This window comes from Coleofasciculus sp. LEGE 07092, assembly GCF_015207375.1.
Lineage (GTDB): Bacteria > Cyanobacteriota > Cyanobacteriia > Cyanobacteriales > Coleofasciculaceae > LEGE-07092.
Window position 1 is genome coordinate 17,847 of sequence record NZ_JADEWY010000025.1, and the last position, 20,923, is coordinate 38,769.

A 20,923-nucleotide genomic window follows, 5' to 3' on the forward strand; every position below is an offset into this window, starting at 1 on the left:
TTCCCCATCGGCAACAGCTATAGCTATCTACTGTAAACTTAGCGCGTTCTGATATCAATGAGATAAACTTTGCAATGTCTTGTAAGGGAAAATCCATTTAAAGTTAAGTAAGATTAATGGAAATGAATGACTTCCAAATTTTTATGAACTTAAGTAATACTTGGAACAAAATTCGTTGCAAAATGGAAAAATTACCCCAAGTACGCTTAACCTTTATTGATAGTATGGCAATCCGTCGTCAGGAGGTAGGGGAGCAGGGTAATTCTGTAAAGACGCAATTGATCGCGTCTACTTGTGTCTGCCGATGGGGAGGCGTTGCTGTCGGGCTAAGTTTGCTAATGCTAGGAGGCATCGTTGTACCACCCGTGGCTGAATCGGTAGGTGTTGTGGAGGAGGGTGCAGGAGGGGAAGTGGGGAGAAGGGAGTACATTGCCCAGTCTCTGCCGCCGCTAAAACCGACACAACCTGCCGCACTCGAGAAGCTTAACCAAGGACTGGCTTTAATTCAACAGAACAAGTTGCCTGAAGCGATCGCTGCTTTTCGGGAAGCGGCTCAACTGAACCCAAAGCTAGCGCCAGCGCACTACAATCTGGGGTTAGCGTTGCGGCAGGCGGGGCAGTTGCAGGAAGCGGCGGATGCTTTTTATCAAGCCACTCAGATAGATCCTGATTTTGCTCTAGCTTTTGCGAATTTAGGTGCGGCTCTCTTGGAGGGTAATAATGTGCAACAGGCGCGAAATTACCTGCTCAAGGCGATTGAACTCAACCCTAACTTGGGTGTTGCCCATTATAACTATGGTCTGGTACTCTCGCAGTCGGGAGAACTTGAAGAAGCGATCGCGGCGTTTAAACGGGCGATGGAGTTAAGCCGGAATGCTCCAGAACCTGCTTACCATCTGGGGTTGGCTTATTGGCAGCAGGGGAAGATGGATGAGGCAAAAAAGGCGTTGCAGCAAGCGATTAAAATTAGCCCCAAGTACCCAGAGGCTTACTATAGTTTGGGTTCGATATTATTTCATCAGGGAGATTTGGATGGTGCTCTTCAAGCCTTTCGGCAAGCTGCTGAGAGTAATTCTGACTATGCGAATGCTTACTATGGGGCGGGTTTGGTATTTTTGCACCAGAATCGGTTGAGTGATGCCCAACAAGTTTTAGAATATGCCAGAGAGCTTTACACTGCCCAAGGTAATGCTGAGTGGGCGGACAATGCTGAGGCTCTGCTGGAGCGATCGCAAAATTCTACTCCTTAGAACAGTGATTCGAGAGGGATATCGACAGGTAAAATAACTCTCTTTCGGATAATTATAAAGAAATATTACAATCAACTCGATCCGAATCCTAGCAAGAATTTGCAAGAGAACGTCCGTTACTAGCTGGAATGGCAGCAATTCAAGCTGGAAGGGGCTTTTGTAATCTTTGATTCGATATAATTGGAACAAACTACTATAGGATATGGGGTGAAAGGCAGAAGCAATGATGCCTGTTGATGAGCAGATTTAGGTTTTAGAGTTGAAACAGCTCCAAGGATGTCTTGTTACGGCAGCACAACGTGTCGTCACCGCTCAGAAAACCCTGAGTGTCATATTGATCGTTGTTTTGTGACTATCAACGATGGGAGCCTTTTAGAACTATTCAGATAATGAAATCATCACGCAGCAGAATCTCTACTGAACTTATCGGAGTAAGGGAATGCCCCAAGATTATTCGGTTAGTAGGATCGATCTCCGCGCTCCACTAATTGCTAAACTTCGTCGCGGGTTAGGTTTAGGTTGGCTTCGGGTATTAGTTCTCGTCATCTTGGACAGCCTGACGCTGTCTTTGGCGTGGATAATTGCGGATACCCTGGGGACACCGGTTAATTCTTTTCAGCTATTGGGGGGTACGACTCAACACTCAGAGAGCTTTTTGCTACCCATCGTCATGATTTACCTGGGAATTCTGGCTGCGTCAGGACTTTACAGCACGGATGATAGACGCCGCAGTTTCTTGAGTCTGTTCAAAGCCTTAACATTGGGGCAGATTGTGCTGCTCAATATTGTTTTTTTCTACGAACCCAACCTGGTTATAGCCCGCTCAACCTTCTTAATTGCTTGGTTGCTGTCTCTGGCGTTTGTCTTTGCAGAACGGTTCCTGCTGCATACGGTGATTGTGAACTTACGTCAACAAGGAAGTTTACGTCAAACGGTTTTTTTGATTGGCAACCCAGGGGATATCGAGAAAGCCCGGAAGCGATTGGATAAATCTGCCCAGTTTGATGTTAAAGGTGAGGCGGACTTAGCGGTCAGGAGTAATTCTAAAGAGTGGACTCGCACTCTCGAAAGTATTCAGAAATCAGGGATTAATGAAGTTTTTATTTGCTCCTGGGATTCGATTGAAGATCCAATTTTTCTGTTTTGGGAATTGAAGAATGCTGGGCTTGATTTGCGGGTTTTGCCGGTGAGTTTGGAGTTGCCGAGTCAGTGGACGGAAGTTAAGATGATTGATGGGTTTACGACGATTCGGTTTCGCTCACCGCCGATTGTGGGGAGTGATTTCTGGATAAAGCGTGGCTTTGATTTGGTGGCTTCAGTGACGATTGTGTTGTTGATTAGTCCTTTGCTTTTGGCGATCACTATTTTGATCAAGTTTGATTCTCCAGGTCCTATCTTTTACAAGCAAGAACGGGTGGGTTTGAAGGGGCGTCGCTTTAAGGTGTGGAAGTTCCGCACTATGGTGGTGAATGCGGATAAGTTGCAGAAGGAACTGGAGGCGAAGAATGAGATGAAGGGGGGGATATTGTTTAAGTTGAAGGATGACCCCCGGATTACCCGTATTGGCAGATTTTTGCGGCAGTACAGTTTGGATGAGTTACCGCAGTTGATTAATGTTTTAATGGGGAAAATGAGTTTGGTGGGTCCGCGTCCTTTGCCGATGCGAGATGTGGAACGGTTTGAGGATCATCATCAGATTCGCCATGAGGTGTTGCCAGGGATAACGGGGTTATGGCAGATTTCGGGGCGCTCGAATGTAGAGGATTCTGAGGAGGTGTTTCGGTTGGATATGGCGTATATTCAGAATTGGTCGCTGTCGCTGGATTTTCAGATTTTGTTGCAGACGGTTAAGGTGGTGTTTGGGAAGGAGGGGGCTTATTAGAGGATTGGGGATTGGGGTTTCAAGCTTACCCCATCCTTAACTCAGCACAGCGATGTGTTAATCTAGCCATTTTGAAAGATCTCGCTGGAGCAAATCTTGCAGTTTTAAAATGTCTTCTCGGTACAGTTCAATGAGCTGCTGGCGGATTTCTGGAGGGAGTTGGGGATATTTTTCTAAGTTGCTGTTTCTTATACTAATATAGGTACGATAAATCGGCTCCCTTAAGCTTTGAGGGATAAGGGTTTTGAGAGTTCGATTATTTTTTAAAGTCTTTATTAAATCATAAAGAAGTTTATTTTTAGGAATTCCTCCTTTATTGGAAATAATAGATTTATCAATCACGAACTTCTCATCTACACCCAAAAATCTAAAAATATCCTGTAATAAGCTATCTGGCTCGGTTATGAGATCTTCATGAAGATAAATTTTTATCTGATCTCGGTCAAACAATCTAAAATACTGCTTAAGTTGACCGTAGTAATATCGACCTTTAATATTTCCAGAACGGTTTTGAATTGTTTGAACAAACCCATCGAGTATTTGCTGTTTACTACTACCTGTTAATTTACTACGATGAATCATTAAATAAAGCGAATAGGCTGCCTCAGAGGGGTTTCGTAGAATAGCGATCAACTTAGCGTTGGGTATGTAATGGTGTATACGTTCAGAAGCAATTTTTGGAAATGCCAGGTAGGTAGTCGATGATTCTCCAATGGCTATTTCGTCAGAGACTCCTTGAAAGAGGGCATGATAATCGTCCAGATTGGTGATTTTACGATTTGCTTGACCCTTGTAGGAAAAAAAATGTGGTTCCTTTAGGGGACTCATATAAACTTGTGGATGTTGAGCTAGATAGTTGTGGAGTGTAGTTGTCCCAGACTTCATTGCACCGATAACCAGAAAATTAGGCATTGTCATAGAATTATCTCCTTGATGTTATCAGTAGAACTTAATATCCCTAAAATAATCTCTAATCAACTTTAGACGATCCTAGTCGCTGCCTCAGCACCAACCAAATAAAGTGGGGATTGCCTAGTATATAACGCTGCCACAAGCGGTTTGGCTCTACTAGTAGGCGAAAAAACCACTCCAGACCTGTTTTCTGCATCCAGATTGGTGCTCGCTTCACCATATCAGCAACCAGCTCGAAGCTAACGCCAATCCCGATAGAAATTGGCACTCCTAATTCTTTATAGTTGGCGTAGATCCATTTTTCTTGTTTAGGAGCACCCAGTCCGACAAAGAGAATATGGGGTGACGCCGTTTTAATTTTGGAGTTGATCAGTGCTAGTTCTTCGGGATTTGACTCAAATCCATAGGGTGGACAGTGAGTGCCAACAATTTGGAGTCCTGGATGCCGTGTTTGGAGAGTTTCTTTGACTTTTTCGGCTGCGCCAGGGCGACCGCCTAGCAAAAATATTTTTAGTCCTTTTTCTGGTGCGATCGCGCAGAGTCTTTCAAATAGATCAGTGCCGTTGACGCGACCTTGAAGCGGGGTTTGCAAAAACTTGGCAGCCCAGAGTAGTGAAACACCGTCTGGGACTACTAGAAAAGCTTTGCGATAGATCTCGCGAAACTGGACATCTTTCTGTAGGGTCAGAATGTGTTGTGCATTTGGTGTTACCACATATTCTGGTGTACCATCTGAAAGTGCGTAGTGTGCGATCGCTTCGACAACTTCGTCAAAGGCATATCCGTCGATGTCAATACCACAGATATTAACTTTCATACAATACTTTAAGGGTGAACGTCTAATCCGCAAAGCTACATTAACTGTATGTAAAATTAAAAAGCAAAATTGTAGGAATTAATCTAAAGCTTGAGGATGAAATTAAAGTTCAGTTTAAAGGGTTATTAAGTTGTCGCTACTGAATAATCTTTGCAAATTTTTTATGACTTACTAGATTTCTGAACAAAAACCCAAGCAAGTCAATCATTTGTACCTCTTCAAGTACCTCCAATAAAACTTTCTCGGAATACTAAAAAAGTCATATTCTAGCTGCCGGAACCATGAGAAAGAGTTGTTTCCCCACTCAACAGGAAATTCATAACCCCACTTCTTCATAAAAGGACTAAAAACTTCCCTAGCATGATTTTGGATATCGGGTGTATAAAAACTAAAAGAGCAGTTTTTATCCTTGCTTTTTGTCTTATTGACATTAGGCAATGGTCGCTTTTGTTCTATTCCTATTAATTTAAGGGCTTGATCAAAATCATTTTGTATATATTCAAAGCGAATCACAAAGTCATATTTTTTATGAGCTAAACAACTCCAGTTATCATAGGTAAATTTATAGTATTTTTTAAAAAAAGCTGGAAAATCGGCATTTTTATTATTTATAAAATTGAATTGCGATAATTGATATTTTGATATCCATCCTCCATTACTTTTCCAATTTTTGGGATTAGTATACACTCCCCAATTATCATCTTTCATTTGCACGTATTGGCTAACAACTACATCTAAGGGGTTTCTGATACATGAAAAAACAAAGTATTTTTTTTCCTCAGAATTAGCAATTTTTAAAAATTCATGATACGGAGAATGCTTACTTAATATTTTTTGTCCATCATACTGCTCACAAAGTTCCCTACCTATGCTGGTTGAGCCGCTACGAGGTAGCTGAATAAAAAGATACCTATGTTTATGACTAATGATCATAAAAAAGTTCCCAATTGACAAACACTATTCACCAGGATACTATTGCTGTTTGATTATTCTACCAGGCAATACCTTGGTAATCCAAATCTTTAATGGGTTCTATAAAAATACCTGCAAGGTCTAAAATCTTAGTATCCTTAGGCGCTTCGAGTAACACCTGACGAAACTCAGGGCTAGCATAGGTGACTACTATCAATTCTGCCCCTTCCAGAGCCTGCTGAGGTTCTGCAACCAGAAGAGTCTCAAAGTGAGGGATGTTACGTTGAATGTAAGCTAGGTTGGTTCCCATAAGCCAAGCCTGCTGAACTGCCTTGTCGTAAATTTTTACCTCGCAGCCTTCTCCAATCAAACGCTTCACTAGCAGTACCGCAGGGCTTTCTCGGAGATCGTCTGTACCGGATTTGAACGCTAAACCGAAGACTGCTATTCGGCGAACTCCAGAGCGAAGTATCTCTTTTGCCGCTAAATCGATTTGCAGGTTATTGGTGGTGGGGATTGTGTTCAGCAGGGGAACTGGAACATCCATCGTCTTTGCACAATAAAGTAATGCTCTCAAGTCTTTGGGCAGACAAGAACCCCCGTAGGCAAAACCAGGGCGCATATAGACAGGCGAGACGTTGAGTTTTGTGTCTTGCACGATAATATTCATCACATCCCGTCCATCGATGCCAAAACCTTTGGAAATTCGTCCAATTTCATTGGCAAACGATATTTTGGCAGCGTGCCAGGTGTTGGCAACAAATTTAACCATTTCTGCCACTGCGGGTTTTGCCACGATTATGGGCGCATCTACCTTGGCATACATCTGCCGCACCACCTCTTCTGCTACTGGGTCTTCAGTGCCAATAATAGTATACGGTGGGGCGTCATAATCACGGATAGCTGAACCTTCGCGTAAAAATTCGGGGTTAAAGGCTAGGTGTACAGATTCGGCTCCAACAATATCCTCGAGTATAGTGTGGCATTGCTCCAGAGTACCTGGAGGTACAGTACTCCTCAGCACAATCCCATGAGGTGCCGACTTTTTACGAATTGCTGCGCCAATTTCTTTACAAACACCAAAAACGTAACTGAGATCAGTTTCTCCTCTCTCAGTTGAGGGTGTACCGACACTGATTAAGGAAGCGTCTGAGGCAAGCACGGCTTCTTCTGCATCTGTGGTAGCCCGGATACGATTCGTTGCAACTCCTTCAGTTAATAATTCACCTAGCCCTGGCTCTACAATAGGAGATTTACCCGCATTAACTAAGGCAACTTTCTCAGGGCTGACATCGACGCCGATTACCTCATGTCCATCGCGAGCAAAGCAGGCGGCGGTGACTGCACCAACATATCCAAGACCAAATATACTAATTTTCACTGAAGTCCTCCAAAAAGTTTATGAACAAAGCAAATGATGCTTTGGGTGTAACAAATCTGTAGCCCTTCACATTTCATTAATTGCGCGGGCTACATCAGCGATGAAGTTGTCTTGGCGAGTTTGAGCCCAAGTTAATGCCTCCTCGGAAGCTTGCTGTGTAGCTGGAGAATTAACGGCTGAAACTAGAAGATTGGCAAAATCCTCTGGGTTTTCGGCAATTTTAACGGTTGAGGGAGGGTCAGAAATTCCCCGGAGAGCAATGGGAGTTGCGACGATGGAGGAACCTGAAGCGATCGCATCTAATGTTTTGATTTGTATACCACTACCGCTAAGGATAGGAATTGCCATCACTTTCGCTTGTGCCATGAACTCTTGGGCATCTGGTACATAACCTCGATAATTAATATTAGGGTATTTTCCTACTAGCCAATCTCCACCCTTACCAGCAATATGAATCGATAGGCTAGATGGTAAGTGAGGATAAACTAATTGAAGAAACCATTGCAGTCCTTCCTCATTTGCCCTCCATGACCAGCTACCCAGAATTCCAATATCACATTGTTTGCTTACTGAAGCGATTGGTTTCAACTTATCTAATCCGGGAGGTATGCCAAATACTCTGACTTTACCAACGTTCTCAAGACTAGAAAAATACTTAGCGTCATGGGGCGTGTATGCCCAAAGTTCATTGAGAGAGGCGGCTAATCTGTCTTCCATGTCTTTAACCAAACGAGCCTCTCGTCTGTAGATCCAACTTGAAACCAAGTTGCCTGCGCTCTTGGAGCTTTCTAAATAAATTTCATGTTCAATGTTGTGAGCAATTAACGCCGTTTTATATTTAGATTCAATAAAATGGTTAAGCCATTCTAAGCGGGAGTGGTCTATGATAACAACATCATAATTTTCCTTTGACAGCTTTTCTTTGACAGTATTTATATAAGCTCTAGAATAATATTTCCCAGCCGAGTAGGGAAGGTTTTTTAGAAGACTTGAAATTAACCATATAGTTGAATAAAGCTTCGTCCTTTTTGACTCTATATACCGTTGACCGATAACTATTTCCTGGGGACTTTTTTCAAAAGACAGGTCATCTTTTCGAGAATACCCTAAAACTGATACTTCATGTCCGCTTTTGGTAAGAGCATCGATAAAAGCTTGTGTAGAAATCTCCCCCCCAAGTTGTTTCTTTCTAGCCAGTATTGTTGTTAAAAAAAGTATCTTCATAAGAGTGAAATTTGTTAGGCTAATAAACAAAAAATTTTCAGTTCAACCTCAACCCTAAACCTCGGCTATAGGCTTTATCTATATATATTTAAAAATTGTCTTAGCATAATTTTCAGCAGAATTTTGTTTTGCAAAGGATTTCATACTAGAAAAATCACAAAATTCTGTGGAAGGGCTAACCAGAAACTGAGTCAATCCTTTGGCTATTTCTGAGGGTACGCTTGAATCAACCGTAATTCCAAGTTTATGCTGTTTAACCATCTGTCCCATCAAACCATAATTTGAAGCTAGTACGGGTTTTTGAGCCGCAGCAGCACGAACGAGAATTGCACTCATACCAATATGATGTATGTAGGGGGCTAAAATGACATCTGTTACCTGGAAATAAGGCTGGATTTCTTGATCGGGTACAAATTGGTCGTGGCTAATAATCTGTATAGGTAAAGCTTCAGCAAGCTCTGTGATTCGAGTTTTTATAAGAGGTTCAGAACCTATTGGTCCGACTAACAAAAGGCAAAGTTGTTGACAAAGCTCAGAGGGTAAAAGCTCAATAGCATCTAAGAGCTGATAAATCCCTTTCCGCTTCTGGAGTACCCCAAACATTAAAAAAACTTTTTTGTCTGGATCAATTCCTAAAGTTTGTCTCATTTTTTGGGATTGAGTCTCAGAAGTATTGTATATTTGAACTGGGTCTGGTAAGTATATAGCTTTGACATTACCCTTGAATTTCCTGATACGCTCTGCTGCAAAAGGATCGAGACAGAATAAGGTCTGAAAATTGGAATTTCGGAGAAGGCGGGAAAGGACAAAATTGTCCCTTCGTTGCAAGATTAGTTCATGTCCTGAAGGCATAAATTCTGCAAATTCACTGTAGTGAAAGATAGGTCTGAAATAGATACCTGAAAAAGGACAAGGGGGTCTTCGTCTCAACGCTAGAGACAAGAGTATAGAATCAAAATACATGAGCAAGCATTGAGTAGACCCTAGCTGTTTAGCGTACTTGTAGAACAAATTCCACTCTTGAAAGGAACGGACAATACGGTTCAAACTAGAATCTTCAAATTTGAGAAGAGCTTCTTCTTCTGGAGAAATAGCCACAAAATTAATGTTATTCTCTGCATCCTTTAAAGCTATATCAATGACATCAGGATGCAACTCCAGAAATTTGGGTGTTACGAGAACATCTAGCCTTCCTGGAAGTTTGTGTTCGCTCCAGTATTTGACTAAATGCAGGATGTAGCCAGCGTGATGACCCGTAAAAAAGAGATCGAATAAGAGAAGCTTGCGATCGCCACTAGCTCTACTGCTATTCAGCCGAAAATCTTTAGTTTTGCTAGACATGGGTGTCTCTTGGTTATTTTGTTGCAACTCTACTTCTTTATATAAAAAATTACGGCTGCGAACAAGTCTCTAGTCGGCTACTAAGTGTGAGTTGTTTGCTGCACACTCCCTTCTTTTACTACACTTTTTAATTCCTCAGCTAACCTTGATGAAAAGTACTCCAAGTTGTATTTACTTTCGCATAACTTGCGAGCACGAGTTCCCATTTCTTTAGTTTCTTGGGGATGTTCTAGAAGATAGGAGATTGCTTTTTGCCACCCCTTTATATCTTCAGGTTCGACATAAATACCAATTCCCTCCTTCTCGATATCGACACTAAATTGTTTGTTTCTAGTCATTACAACTGCTTTTCCCATAGCCATAGCTTCTCCCAGACTCATATTGCCCGTTAAAGTTACGCTATCCCTTCTCTCGGGTGGAATGTCTAACGGAATAGCAATTGCATAAGCTTTTTCATACTCGGCTATAAGCTCTTCAAAAGAGAGAACAGTTGAACCTTTGGGATGCTCTGGATCGTAGTGAACTTCGACGTTTGAAGGTATGTTATCAACAGTAGGAGCAGAGTCGGCTGAACAGTAAATTTTTAATGGGTAATGAATTTCAGAGAAGGCTTTTACGAGTGTATTGTAGTCTCGATAAGTTTTACCTAAACTTAAAATGAATGTAGGATTGTCTTTCTGCCCTCTTGCATCCCCCTTCTTTTTTGATTCATAAAAGGATAAGTCTACACCTAATTCCAAAACACTAAGTTTTTCTTCAGGTATACTAAATTCATTTCTCAAATTATCTCTAATTACGCTACTTCTACATAAAAACTTATCTTTACCTTTCATAAAGAGATTAATATAAACTTTATTCCAGAAATTTTTTTTAAACGCCCGATGTACTACAACGGCTATTGGTTTTTTATAGAGACCTATATACCGCAGAAGTGTAAGCACTGACGTATTTAAATCATCTCCTGAATAAACAAGGTCGTAAGGAGAATTCCTGAAAAGTATTCTAAGTTGCTGATCTAAATTTCCTAAAACTTTAATTCGGTCACTTATTTCTTTCAGCCGCATATATTTTATGTGGGGCAGCACATCAACATCAATACCGTACTTAGGAAGATGTGTTGCTCCAAACAGCCTATGCCCCGGATAGTCACCTTGTTCCCACTTTTGCCATGCAGCATCCATTGGGGCATTACTCAGAAAAAGAATTTTCATGATAATATAGCTTCACTTGGTAGAAGGTTATTACGAGGATGAGTTTCAGATGCTATTTTATTAGCATTGTCTAATTCCTTATCTCCTTAGACATTAGCGTACCGCTTCTGCTCTACTGCAACGATTTCCTCTACGATCTGGGTAAGGTTGCGAGTAATCCCCCATTCTGGAAAATGGGCTTTCAGCTTGCGTAAATCTGAAATATAGCAGATGTGATCGCCAATGCGGTTTTTGTCCACATAAGTCCAGTTCATCTTCTTCCCTGTCAGACTTTCGACGATATCGAAGGCTTCTAGGATAGACACACTGTTCTCACGACCTCCCCCCAAATTATATACTTCCCCTGGTTGAGGATTCCGTCGAAAGGCTTCAAACGCTTGAATTACGTCATAGCTATGGATATTATCCCGCACCTGCTTGCCCTTGTAACCAAAAACTTTGTAGGTTCCGCCAGTGATAGCCACTTTAACCAAGTAGGAAAGGAACCCATGCAGTTCAACCCCAGAGTGGGAAGGTCCAGTGAGGCAACCCCCTCGGAAAATCCCTACTTTCGTACCAAAGTAGCGACCATACTCTTGTGCCACGACATCAGCCGCAGTTTTTGAAGCACCAAACAGGGAGTGGAGGCAACGGTCAATTCGACATTCTTCAGAAATACCATTGTAGTCTTCCGGGTTAGCGTAGTCGTAGCGTTTTTCTAACTCAACTCGTGGAACTTCATTAGGAGCATCACCATAAACCTTATTGGTACTCATGTGAATGAAAACGGCATCAGGACAAAATTGGCGAGTTGCTTCCAGGAGATTCACCGTACCCAAGGCATTGACTTCAAAGTCCAATAGCGGAATTTGACAAGCTTTATCGTGGGAGGGTTGAGCGGCGCAGTGGATGATTAAATCAAAGGGATTGGTTTTGAAGAGTTCAAAAACACCTTCGCGATCGCGGATATCGATATTGTGATGTTCAAAATTGCTGGTAATTTCCTGTAAGCGGCTGCGGTTCCATGTTGTATCCCCTGGAGAGCCAAAGAACTCAGCTCGCATATTGTTGTCTACGCCAAAGACCTGATGACCTTCGCGATCGTAGTATTCAACCGCTTCAGAGCCGATTAAGCCACTTGAACCTGTCACTACTACTTTCATAAATATTCTCCTTCAACTTCAACCCAGTTATTATACATACTGTAACTCTAATTTTTTAGTCTTCAACTTTACTCCCTTACCTTATAAGCACTTTAAGAAGTTGCCATCTTAGAGCTGGCTTTAATGTCTTTATTTCTTAATGATGAGCTTGATTTACTAAGCCTTTCCTTTTGGAGGGCCGTTGAAAAAGCAATTGATATATAAATAATCCAAAACAAATGACCCTGGTCTAAAATTGTACCCGTTATACTATAATTAAATAGAGTTGTAACCGTCAAAAACTGCCAAAACCAAAAATATTCTATCGCCTGAAGTGAGAACAGCAGATATAGGGTTCTACCATAAACTGTCAGAAAACTAATTACAAACAAAGCAATTCCGAGCCATCCCAAGTCGGCAAATAAGTCAAGAAAACCGTTATGAGCATGAGTTCCTCCATCAGCCCACGTCTGATTGCTGATAAAGTACTGTACCTCAGTATCCTTCCAAAACCCAGCATACCCATAGCCTAGTAAAGGTCTCTCTGAAGCCTTCTCAATTACAGCAGCCCAGAGTTCATCACGTCCGCTTAGTGTCATAGACTTTCCGAGTATATCGACTACTATGGTTTCTATATTGTTTGAAATAACTATAGCTAAAGTACTTATAGTTAGTATCGCAATAATTAAAAGAAACACCCGGATTTTATAATACTGCTTTAAGAAATTAAAAAGGGGAAATAATGACAAAGATAACACCAAGAGAACAAAAGCAGTTGTTCCCTGAGAAAGCAAAAGAAGCATAAAAGAAAGACCAGACATAATCAATGCAGTCCGGCGATGCCTACGGCTTTTGATAGCGATGAGCAGAAAAAGTATGATAGTGACAGTCATCATGCGAGCTAGAGAGTTTTTCTGGATAAAGGCACCCTTCCACGCTAGTTCACCATGATAGTCCTGAATGCCGTAAGATGGAAAGACGAATGCAACTCCTAAGCTGAGAAGCGTGCTGATGCCTGTTACCCAAGCCATTAAACGCATCTGCTCTTCAGGGCTATAGCGTGTAGCCAAGTATACCCCTAACAGGGTTGTTCGCAATAAAGCTCTGCCGAAGTTTAAGGTATCTCCTGGAGAAGCAGACCAAAAAACAGATACCAAAGCAGTTGCTGTCAGGAGCAGTATAGGAATGTCTTTTGTCGCTACAGATATAAATTTCTTCCACTGCAACATACTGAACAGAGGGATAAATGCATAAGCGGCAAGCTTCATCACCTTTTGCCATAAAGCTCCCCATGGCTGAGGAAAACCAACTCCGCAGGAGTACAGAAGCAATAAAATAACAATTCCTGATTCAAATTTCCTCAAGCGCTCGACTCTAATCAATGTTTACCCTCTAGTGCTTGAAAATAGATGAGGCTGCTTAAACGTGTTTTTAGCTAGGTTTTTTACCTGAGGTTGTAGAAGAGAAATTAGGTTAACTTAACGTAAAAGTTTCAAATCTTATTCTTTTACCGATTGCCTCCCTCTAAAATTTCAGTAAAAAGAGATAGGTAACGACTGGCTTGGAGTTCCCTAGTAAATTCTTGCTCTACTTTATCACGAGCGCGGCGCGACAGGTTTTGATGTCGCTCTCTATTCTCTAACACCCAGGCAATTCCCCGAGCCAAATCTTCAATTCTATAAGGTTCGACTAAATAACCATTTTTTTGATGTTCAATCATATCGGGCATACCGCCAATATTGAAGGCAACGCAGGGGGTTCCACAGGCGATCGCTTCCATGATCGTATTGGGTAAGTTATCCTGAACTGAGGGTAAAACAAAGACATCTGCTGCTGAATAGACCAGGGCTAGCGAGAGGTCATCGCTAAACGTACCTAAGTAGTGAGTTTTCAAGCCAAACTCCGGGGGATTCTCTGGCTGAGAGCTACCAAAAACAACTAGCTCTACTCTATCTTGCCATCCCGATTTACTCAAGTCTTGCAGCGCTGGTTGCAATAGGTGAAATCCCTTTCTATTATTACTGGTTGCTTTAAGAGAGCCAAAAAGAACAAGGTGCTTGTCTTGAGGCAACTTAAGCAATTCTCTTGCTATCTGTGGATTGATGGGTCTATACAGGTTAGTATCAATACCGTTGGGAATTAGCTCGACTCGCAGTTCCTTAAAGAGGGAACTCGATTTAACACACTTGGCTAGCCATGAGCTAAGCGCCACAATCGTTAAGTCAAGATTTCTCCAAGCCTTCGCTTTACGCTGCCACACCCAACGGGACAAATCTCGATCTTTGCTGCTGCCAAGTTGAGGACATTTGCCACAGGCATCAGTGTAGCGATCGCAGTCTTGATTATAATGACATCCTCCTGTAAACGCCCACATATCGTGGAGAGTCCAAACCAGAGGAGTTTTTAATTTGGCAATTGTTTCGATTTGGAGGAAGGCTTCGCCAGTCCAATGAAGGTTGATTATATCTGGCTTAAGTTGCGCAATTTTGGGGAGAGTTCTCTCTGGAAGCCACTGAAGAGAAAAGATAGTGTCCTCCCGTTGAGGATAAAATTTTAAGGGCAAAGCATCAAAAGCTACCCTTGTTCTGGCAACGCTTTCCCCCAGCCTTGTCCTAGGAGCAGTCACTGTTAAATCGTCGGTAGACTTATACTGCACTAACATCTGGGAATCAACACCAATTTCCTGTAAACCCTGATGTAATCGATAGGCAGCACGGGCAGCACCTCCTTGAAAATCCGCAGTACTAACCAGTAAAGTCTTCATTTCTCACTTACTCCAGCCATGTTGAAAGATCCCGGTGAATCAAGTCCTGAAGTTTAAAGATATCGTTGCGGTACACCTGGATTAGTTGGCTTCGTACCTCTGAAGATAGCTGTGGTTTAGCAAGAGTTCGATTGGTAAGGTTGCGAACAAGGCGCTTTCGTAGCTTATAAGGAACGAGCAGCTTGAAGGGTTCTTTAATAAAGTTTTGGTTTGTCAAAAAACTATAAAATAGTTTGTTTTTAGGAATACCACTAACATTGTATCTAGTAGAAGTATCTGGGATAAACGTCTCATCCACCTGTAGGAACTGAAAAGCATCCCGCAGTACTTTAAGAGGGTGGGTATTTAAGTCCTCGTAAAGATAGATTTTAATCTGACTGCGGTCAAACCTGTCAAAGTACCGTTGCAATTGGGTAGAGTAAAATCCTCCCTGCACATAATAGAAGCCCCACCACCAGTTGTCACGGATACGATTTTCTTCTTCCTGAAGAGCGCGAGCAAAATCAGTATGGATTTCAAAGCCTTCTCGAATATGATGTAGGAAGTTAGAGTAGGCTCTCTCAACGGGATTACGGAGGATAGCAATTAGCTTAGCATCAGGAATATAATGCTGGATTCGATCGGGAGCTTTGGGATGATAGAGATAGATAGGAGAGGCTTCACCAATTGCTATTTCCTTCACGACTCCTTGAAATTGTTCGCGGTAAGCTTCAAGGGTAGTCTTACAATTTGCCAGGTAGCCCTCACTAATCGTGCCTGCGGGAAAACCTAGCTTCTCACCCTCCAACGCAAAGAAGTTGGGTTCTTTTACTGGAGTCATGTAGATTTGCGGATGCTGCTCCAGAGAAGCATGAAGGGCAGTTGTTCCAGCCTTAGCCGCGCCGATAATGAGGAAATTTGGCAGGGTCATACACTTTCCTCTGTGCCTACGCATCCTTGACAATTTAGTATAGCCATGCTGAAAGATCCCGCTGAATGAGGTCTTGAAGTTTCAAGATGTCTTCTCGGAACAATTGAAGTAGTTGATTCCGTAACTCTGAAGACAATTGAGGTTTTGTAAGATTTTGAATAGTCAGATTAGTAGTAATACGTTTGCGCAGTCTATTTGGCACTAGTGGCTTGAATAAATCCTTGAGCGGGTTTGGTTCTTTTAAGAAGTTGTGCAGAAGTCTGTTTTGAGGAACACCGGATACATTGGGTCGGATAGACATATCTGGCACAAACTTATCATCTACCCCAAGAAACTGGAAAATGTTCTGTAGAACGCCCACTGGATCAGTGCTGAAGTCTTCATACAGATAGACTTTAATCTGACGTTGGTCAAAGGCTTCAAAGTAGCGTTTTAGTTGGATGGAGTAAAAGCCCAGATCCTGATAACGCCAAAGAAATCCCCAGTTCTCTTGCATTCGTTTCTCTTCCGCCTGGAGTGCTTGCGCAAAGTCAGTAATGGGTTCACGCTCATCCCGGATTAACTGCATAAAACTTGCATAGGCTCGATCAACTGGATGGCGAAGGATGGCAATAAGCTTGGCATTGGGTACATAATGCTTGATGCGCTCATGGGCTTTGGGAAGGTACAGATATAAAGCGGATGCCTCACCAACGGCTACTTCCTTTGAAACAGATTGAAACAGGTCACGGTAAGCTTCTATGTTAGTAATCGAAGTTTGATTAATCGTAACCCTTGGGCCTCGAAAGTTTAAATTTTCGCCTTCAAAGGCAAAAAAATGAGGTTCTTTTACAGGACTCATGTAGATTTGTGGGTGCTGCTTTAAGTATTGATAAAATGCAGTTGTGCCTGATTTTGCTGCGCCAATAATCAAAAAATTAGGCATCATTTCTCTAGAACTCATAATTAATAATAAATATTGTCATTGACTAACAGAATTAATACCTTTACTATGCGTAAAATCACTTTGATTTATTGAAGCACTTTGTCAAGAAGCAGTCATTATTTTTTTAATTTTTCGGCGAATTCGTTGCAATAAACTTTGCTTCCACGTTTTCTGATAACGAAGATAATCATAATTTCGATCTACAGCTACTCCGTAAGGTTCTTTTAAGGGAAACGATATTGAAGAGATTGGTAAATTAGCAACTCCCTTCGTATCTTTTTTTGTATTCGTTCCCTCCTTTGTAAAACCAAGGTTACTAATCAAATTTCCAGAAGGTATAATTGATAAACCTGACTGTAAAAAACGAGCAAATCCCCATTGATAATCCCAAGTATCAATTTCACCCAAGTACGTCTTCTCAAAAATGTCACTTCGGTTCAAATACTGTTTTTTGTCACAAATTACATCCCTAACTCTATTTCTAGCTTCAGCACTTGACCAAAGATTCATATTTACATCGTAGTAATGCCATGCTCTCTGCCAAGAAGCCCATCCCCAAATGGAGCCGTAATAAGCAAAATGATAGCTTTGGATATCGGATTTCCATTCCCCTAGTATATTTGAACCACTAATCATCATAATACGTTTATCATTTCTATACTTGTCTAATAATTCCTCGCAAAATCTGAAAAAACTAGGATGCGGCAAGCAGTCATCCTCAAGAATAATTGCTTCTTCAACGGTATTAAATACCCAATTTAATCCACTTGATAAACGTTGCTTACAGCCCATATTCACATCAGAGTAATTCTTCAGGACTTCGCAGTCCCAATCTACACGCTCAATAATCGCACGAGTCGCAGCACACTTTTCTGCTTCACCTGCTCGATCTGCACGAGCACCATCTGCAATTACTAGAAGCTTGGGAGGTTTAGCTTGACGAATCACCTCAAAAACTTTCTCAGTAGTATCTGGACGTTTAAAAATTATAAATACAACGGGAGTCTTTATTTGCCAGTCAGCCATTTCTCTACTGTGCCACCTAATTTAATGAAACCCAACTAGAGTTTTAGAAGAAATCTTAAACGCCTTCTTAGATTAATCCGAGCTTTTAAAAATCGGAAAATAGAAAAGGCTTGTTCTGCCCGAAATTTCAACAAATTCTTCTCCTGAATGGGGATTCCAGCATCATTTATTAAAAAAGAACTCCTGAGATTTTTTATAGATTGCCTCACGGATTGATTCATCGTAGTTTTCAAGAAGCCACTTCGAGTTTGAGCTATATTAGCCTCATGAAGGATTTGCAGCCAAGCCGGTGTTTGTCTATTCTTAATATTTTTCATTGAACCGATCTCATACAACCTTTGATGGGATAGACGAAATACTCCTTTAAATGCCTCAGTTTTTTCAATTAAGCTTATGAAAGGGTTTCCCTGGGGATATCTTCTTAAGTAGAGCTTATTATCGTAAAGCACATAGCCATAGATAAAGTTTATAGATACACCATCTTGTTCAACAAAATTATCCTGAACCATCTGCACAAAGTTCTTACATAAGGCATCATCTGTATCCAGGCGAGTTGTAATCACATATTCACTTTCCATTGTCATATTAGCTCTGATTATTTCTAGAGCTTCTTCGGGTATTTTTTCAATATCGTTAAAAACACAACTTATATAAGCAGGAATAAAATTTTTCCACTTTGAATATTTTTTTATTTTTTCTTTAAAAGCGTCAGAGGTATCAATGTTAAAGAAAACTATCCACTTAAAATTTTGATTGGACTGTCCCTGAACTGATGGATAGCAAAAGTTGTCAAATAATTTTAGCCTACTTTCTAGCCAATCACCGTCCAGGTTTAAATGATTGGGTCTGTCTTTTTTTGTTGATTTTACGTTAAATCTAGTCAAAACAAAATGGTTAAAACTACTCATCTCTTTACTTAAAACCAATCACCCCTTAATAACAAACAAACCTTTTATTTTTCTAAAACTACCTCTTCATAACTCCCCCACTTAACCACACACCCCTTCTCCATCAAATAAACCCGATCGCAATGCTCAACCGTAGAAAGACGATGCGCAATAATAATCAAAGTCTTTGTCCCAGCCAGAGAGCGAATCGACTCACTAACAAGACGCTCTGTCTCATTATCCAGTGCCGAAGTCGCCTCATCCAGCACCAAAATCTCTCTCTCATGATAGATCGCACGAGCAATTCCTATTCGCTGGCGCTGCCCTCCCGACAACCGTACCCCCCGCTCCCCAACACCTGTTTTAATCCCATCCGGCAACTGCTCTACTAGCTCCTCAAGTTGAGCGGCTTTGATAGCCTTGTCTAATCTTTCCGAGTCAATCAGCTTACTGGGAACACCAAACGCAATATTTCTTTCAATGGTTTCATCTAGCAGAAAAATTGACTGAGGAATGTAGCCAATCAGGTTCTGCCAGTAACGGAGATTTTTATAGACAGATACCTCATCAACACGGATGTCACCACTTTCTGGCTCCAACAGTCCTAAAATTACATCGACTAATGTTGTTTTACCTGCTCCAGATTTACCAATAAGGGCAATCGACTCACCTTTTTTAATAGTCAAAGAAATATCTTCAAGAGCAAGATCTGAAGTTCCTGGGTAACGGTAAGTAAGATCAATCAAGTCAATTTGATTAAAAAAAGTCATGGCTTGACTTTTCCCAGAGTGAGAGTTGACTGACTTTTCCCTCTTAGCACTATACACAAACTCTGAACGCTTGTTTAGCTCCTCTTTTTCTATTTCCTTCAAATCTAAATAAAGCATATCCAGAGCATAGCTAGAGTTACGCAGGCTACCCAACGCCTGCATGAACTGACTTGATGCTGGAATTAAACGGAGTGCCGCGACAGCAAAAATCCCCATAACTGCCGTTAAGTCCTCTAGGTTTTGTTCTGAGAATACTATAGACAGAGAGATAAAACCAACCAAAAATATAATCAGAGTTGTCTCGATTAGAATACGGGGTAACAACTGAGAACTTTGAAATAAGGTTGCGGCTCTGGCATATTTATGAGTTTGTTGCTCCATCTGACTCTCAAAGTAGGGTTCACACCCGATAACCCGCGTCTCTTTCAATCCGCCTAAGCCATGATTAATCACGCGAATCATTTCTTTCTGAGTTTCTGATTTTATCTTGCCCCATTTAGAAAACTTTTTTCCGAATTTCTGAAATAATAAAAATGTTGGCACTAAAACACCTAAAATCAGCACTAGGAGTAATAAGTTAGTCTTAGCCAGCAATATCAAGAGAACAGCGACAACCACAAAGTTAGCCGTAGCATTTAGAAGGGGTAGTAAACAATTTTGAGTAAACTGATTCGTTTCACTAATAATATTTTTAATGATTGTGGCTGTATTTCGACTTAAATGAAACGTATAAGGGACGATTAAATAGGCATTTAGCAACCTGGACATCAGGATTCTTTTCTGGTTGAAGCTGAATTTGAAAATATAAGATTTAGAAAAGAAATATAAAATTGACTTAACACAAAATACACCAATAATTACTCCACCCACAATAGGAACTAACTGCCTACTACTTTGCAAGCCTAATTCCTGATAAGTCCAATCCAGTAAAGCAATTTTACGGATAGAGTCCGGATTAGACGCTATGTTAAGGAATGGACCTATCAATCCAATACCTAGAGCTTCCAGGATAGATGTCAAGGCGAACATTAATAGGAGTAAAAGAAGATTTTTTTTCCTTTCGGTAAGGACGTATAAGACTTTTGATAGATAGGCAATCATTGACTTTTATCGTTTAGCAACGAGAGTTGATATAAAAGCTTTAATCTGTTGTATTTTAACGAAGGTTCATCTGTTCTGTCTTTACTTAACCTTTACAAACAAACTGTACATAACTCTATGAAGTATTTCTAGCTTTTTCCATCATTTTTACGAAATATTTATGATTAACCGCTTTAATCTTCACTAACTCTTCACAATTACTCAACTTACATATTGTACCTGATGTTCTCAATTGTCGTTTACCGCCGCACTAGGCTGCGCTAACAGTCTCCCCTTATCAAGGGGAGAAGCAATCTTTTAAATCTTGTTCCCCCCTTAGCAAGGGGGGTTAGGGGGGTGGTGCAAGATCTGAATCAACGAAAATTTATACACCATAGTCCCTAGTTCTATTTTCAGCTTAGGAACTTCTCCATGTAAAGATAAGGTTCAAAAATATAGCCGCAAGACTGAGTTAGTTGATAGCTAAGGGTTTCGAGCTTTTACCTCTTA

At 41.1% G+C, this 20,923-nt stretch carries 17 protein-coding genes; 2 read left to right on the forward strand and 15 right to left on the reverse strand.

The genetic code is table 11. The features are described from left to right. Positions 1-143 precede the first annotated feature (143 nt). Both IQ257_RS08470 and IQ257_RS08475 read left to right on the forward strand, forming a co-directional pair. Positions 144-1,250 (forward strand): tetratricopeptide repeat protein, encoded by a 1,107-nt coding sequence (locus tag IQ257_RS08470; RefSeq protein WP_228060534.1) that lies wholly within the window; start codon positions 144-146, stop codon positions 1,248-1,250. Between the two features lie 439 nt (positions 1,251-1,689). Further along, on the forward strand, positions 1,690-3,132 hold the full coding sequence (locus IQ257_RS08475; RefSeq protein ID WP_193872956.1) for a sugar transferase: 1,443 nt from the start codon (positions 1,690-1,692) through the stop codon (positions 3,130-3,132). A gap of 57 nt (positions 3,133-3,189) precedes the next feature. On the opposite strand, the gene IQ257_RS08480 is transcribed toward IQ257_RS08475, so the two are convergent. The 15 genes from IQ257_RS08480 to IQ257_RS08550 all read right to left on the reverse strand — a co-directional run bounded on the left by IQ257_RS08480 (position 3,190) and on the right by IQ257_RS08550 (position 20,434). Next, the gene (locus tag IQ257_RS08480) at positions 3,190-4,050 is read right to left on the reverse strand and encodes a sulfotransferase family protein (RefSeq protein WP_193872957.1); all 861 of its coding nucleotides are present in this window, start codon (positions 4,048-4,050) and stop codon (positions 3,190-3,192) included. A gap of 52 nt (positions 4,051-4,102) precedes the next feature. Continuing rightward, positions 4,103-4,861, reverse strand: coding sequence for a WecB/TagA/CpsF family glycosyltransferase (locus tag IQ257_RS08485; RefSeq protein ID WP_193872958.1), 759 nt, complete (start codon positions 4,859-4,861; stop codon positions 4,103-4,105). A 204-nt stretch (positions 4,862-5,065) separates the two neighbouring features. Next, positions 5,066-5,794 carry a sulfotransferase family 2 domain-containing protein gene (locus IQ257_RS08490; protein WP_193872959.1) on the reverse strand — a complete coding sequence of 243 codons (729 nt, stop codon included), beginning with the start codon at positions 5,792-5,794 and terminating at the stop codon, positions 5,066-5,068. A gap of 58 nt (positions 5,795-5,852) precedes the next feature. Continuing rightward, positions 5,853-7,154, reverse strand: coding sequence for a nucleotide sugar dehydrogenase (locus tag IQ257_RS08495; RefSeq protein ID WP_193872960.1), 1,302 nt, complete (start codon positions 7,152-7,154; stop codon positions 5,853-5,855). 66 nt (positions 7,155-7,220) lie between these two features. Beyond that, a complete protein-coding gene (locus IQ257_RS08500) occupies positions 7,221-8,408 on the reverse strand; it encodes a glycosyltransferase (protein ID WP_228060535.1) in 1,188 nt (395 codons plus the stop codon). A 48-nt stretch (positions 8,409-8,456) separates the two neighbouring features. Beyond that, positions 8,457-9,533 carry a glycosyltransferase gene (locus tag IQ257_RS08505; protein WP_228060536.1) on the reverse strand — a complete coding sequence of 359 codons (1,077 nt, stop codon included), beginning with the start codon at positions 9,531-9,533 and terminating at the stop codon, positions 8,457-8,459. 266 nt (positions 9,534-9,799) lie between these two features. After that, on the reverse strand, positions 9,800-10,930 hold the full coding sequence (locus IQ257_RS08510) for a glycosyltransferase family 4 protein (protein WP_193872962.1): 1,131 nt from the start codon (positions 10,928-10,930) through the stop codon (positions 9,800-9,802). 86 nt (positions 10,931-11,016) lie between these two features. Beyond that, entirely contained in the window at positions 11,017-12,072 is a 1,056-nt protein-coding gene (locus tag IQ257_RS08515) for an NAD-dependent epimerase/dehydratase family protein (RefSeq protein WP_193872963.1), read from the reverse strand. Positions 12,073-12,164: 92 nt separating this feature from the next. Then, positions 12,165-13,433: an O-antigen ligase family protein gene (locus IQ257_RS08520; RefSeq protein ID WP_193872964.1), complete on the reverse strand. Its 1,269-nt coding sequence runs from the start codon at positions 13,431-13,433 to the stop codon at positions 12,165-12,167. Between the two features lie 125 nt (positions 13,434-13,558). Then, a complete protein-coding gene (locus tag IQ257_RS08525) occupies positions 13,559-14,815 on the reverse strand; it encodes a glycosyltransferase family 4 protein (RefSeq protein ID WP_193872965.1) in 1,257 nt (418 codons plus the stop codon). Between the two features lie 7 nt (positions 14,816-14,822). Beyond that, positions 14,823-15,725 carry a sulfotransferase gene (locus IQ257_RS08530; protein WP_193872966.1) on the reverse strand — a complete coding sequence of 301 codons (903 nt, stop codon included), beginning with the start codon at positions 15,723-15,725 and terminating at the stop codon, positions 14,823-14,825. 34 nt (positions 15,726-15,759) lie between these two features. Next, entirely contained in the window at positions 15,760-16,668 is a 909-nt protein-coding gene (locus IQ257_RS08535) for a sulfotransferase family protein (protein WP_228060537.1), read from the reverse strand. Between the two features lie 84 nt (positions 16,669-16,752). Next, positions 16,753-17,676: a glycosyltransferase family 2 protein gene (locus tag IQ257_RS08540; protein ID WP_193872967.1), complete on the reverse strand. Its 924-nt coding sequence runs from the start codon at positions 17,674-17,676 to the stop codon at positions 16,753-16,755. 35 nt (positions 17,677-17,711) lie between these two features. Then, the gene (locus tag IQ257_RS08545; protein WP_193872968.1) at positions 17,712-18,584 is read right to left on the reverse strand and encodes a glycosyltransferase; all 873 of its coding nucleotides are present in this window, start codon (positions 18,582-18,584) and stop codon (positions 17,712-17,714) included. Between the two features lie 44 nt (positions 18,585-18,628). After that, the gene (locus IQ257_RS08550) at positions 18,629-20,434 is read right to left on the reverse strand and encodes an ABC transporter ATP-binding protein (protein ID WP_193872969.1); all 1,806 of its coding nucleotides are present in this window, start codon (positions 20,432-20,434) and stop codon (positions 18,629-18,631) included. Between the last annotated feature and the right edge of the window lie 489 nt (positions 20,435-20,923).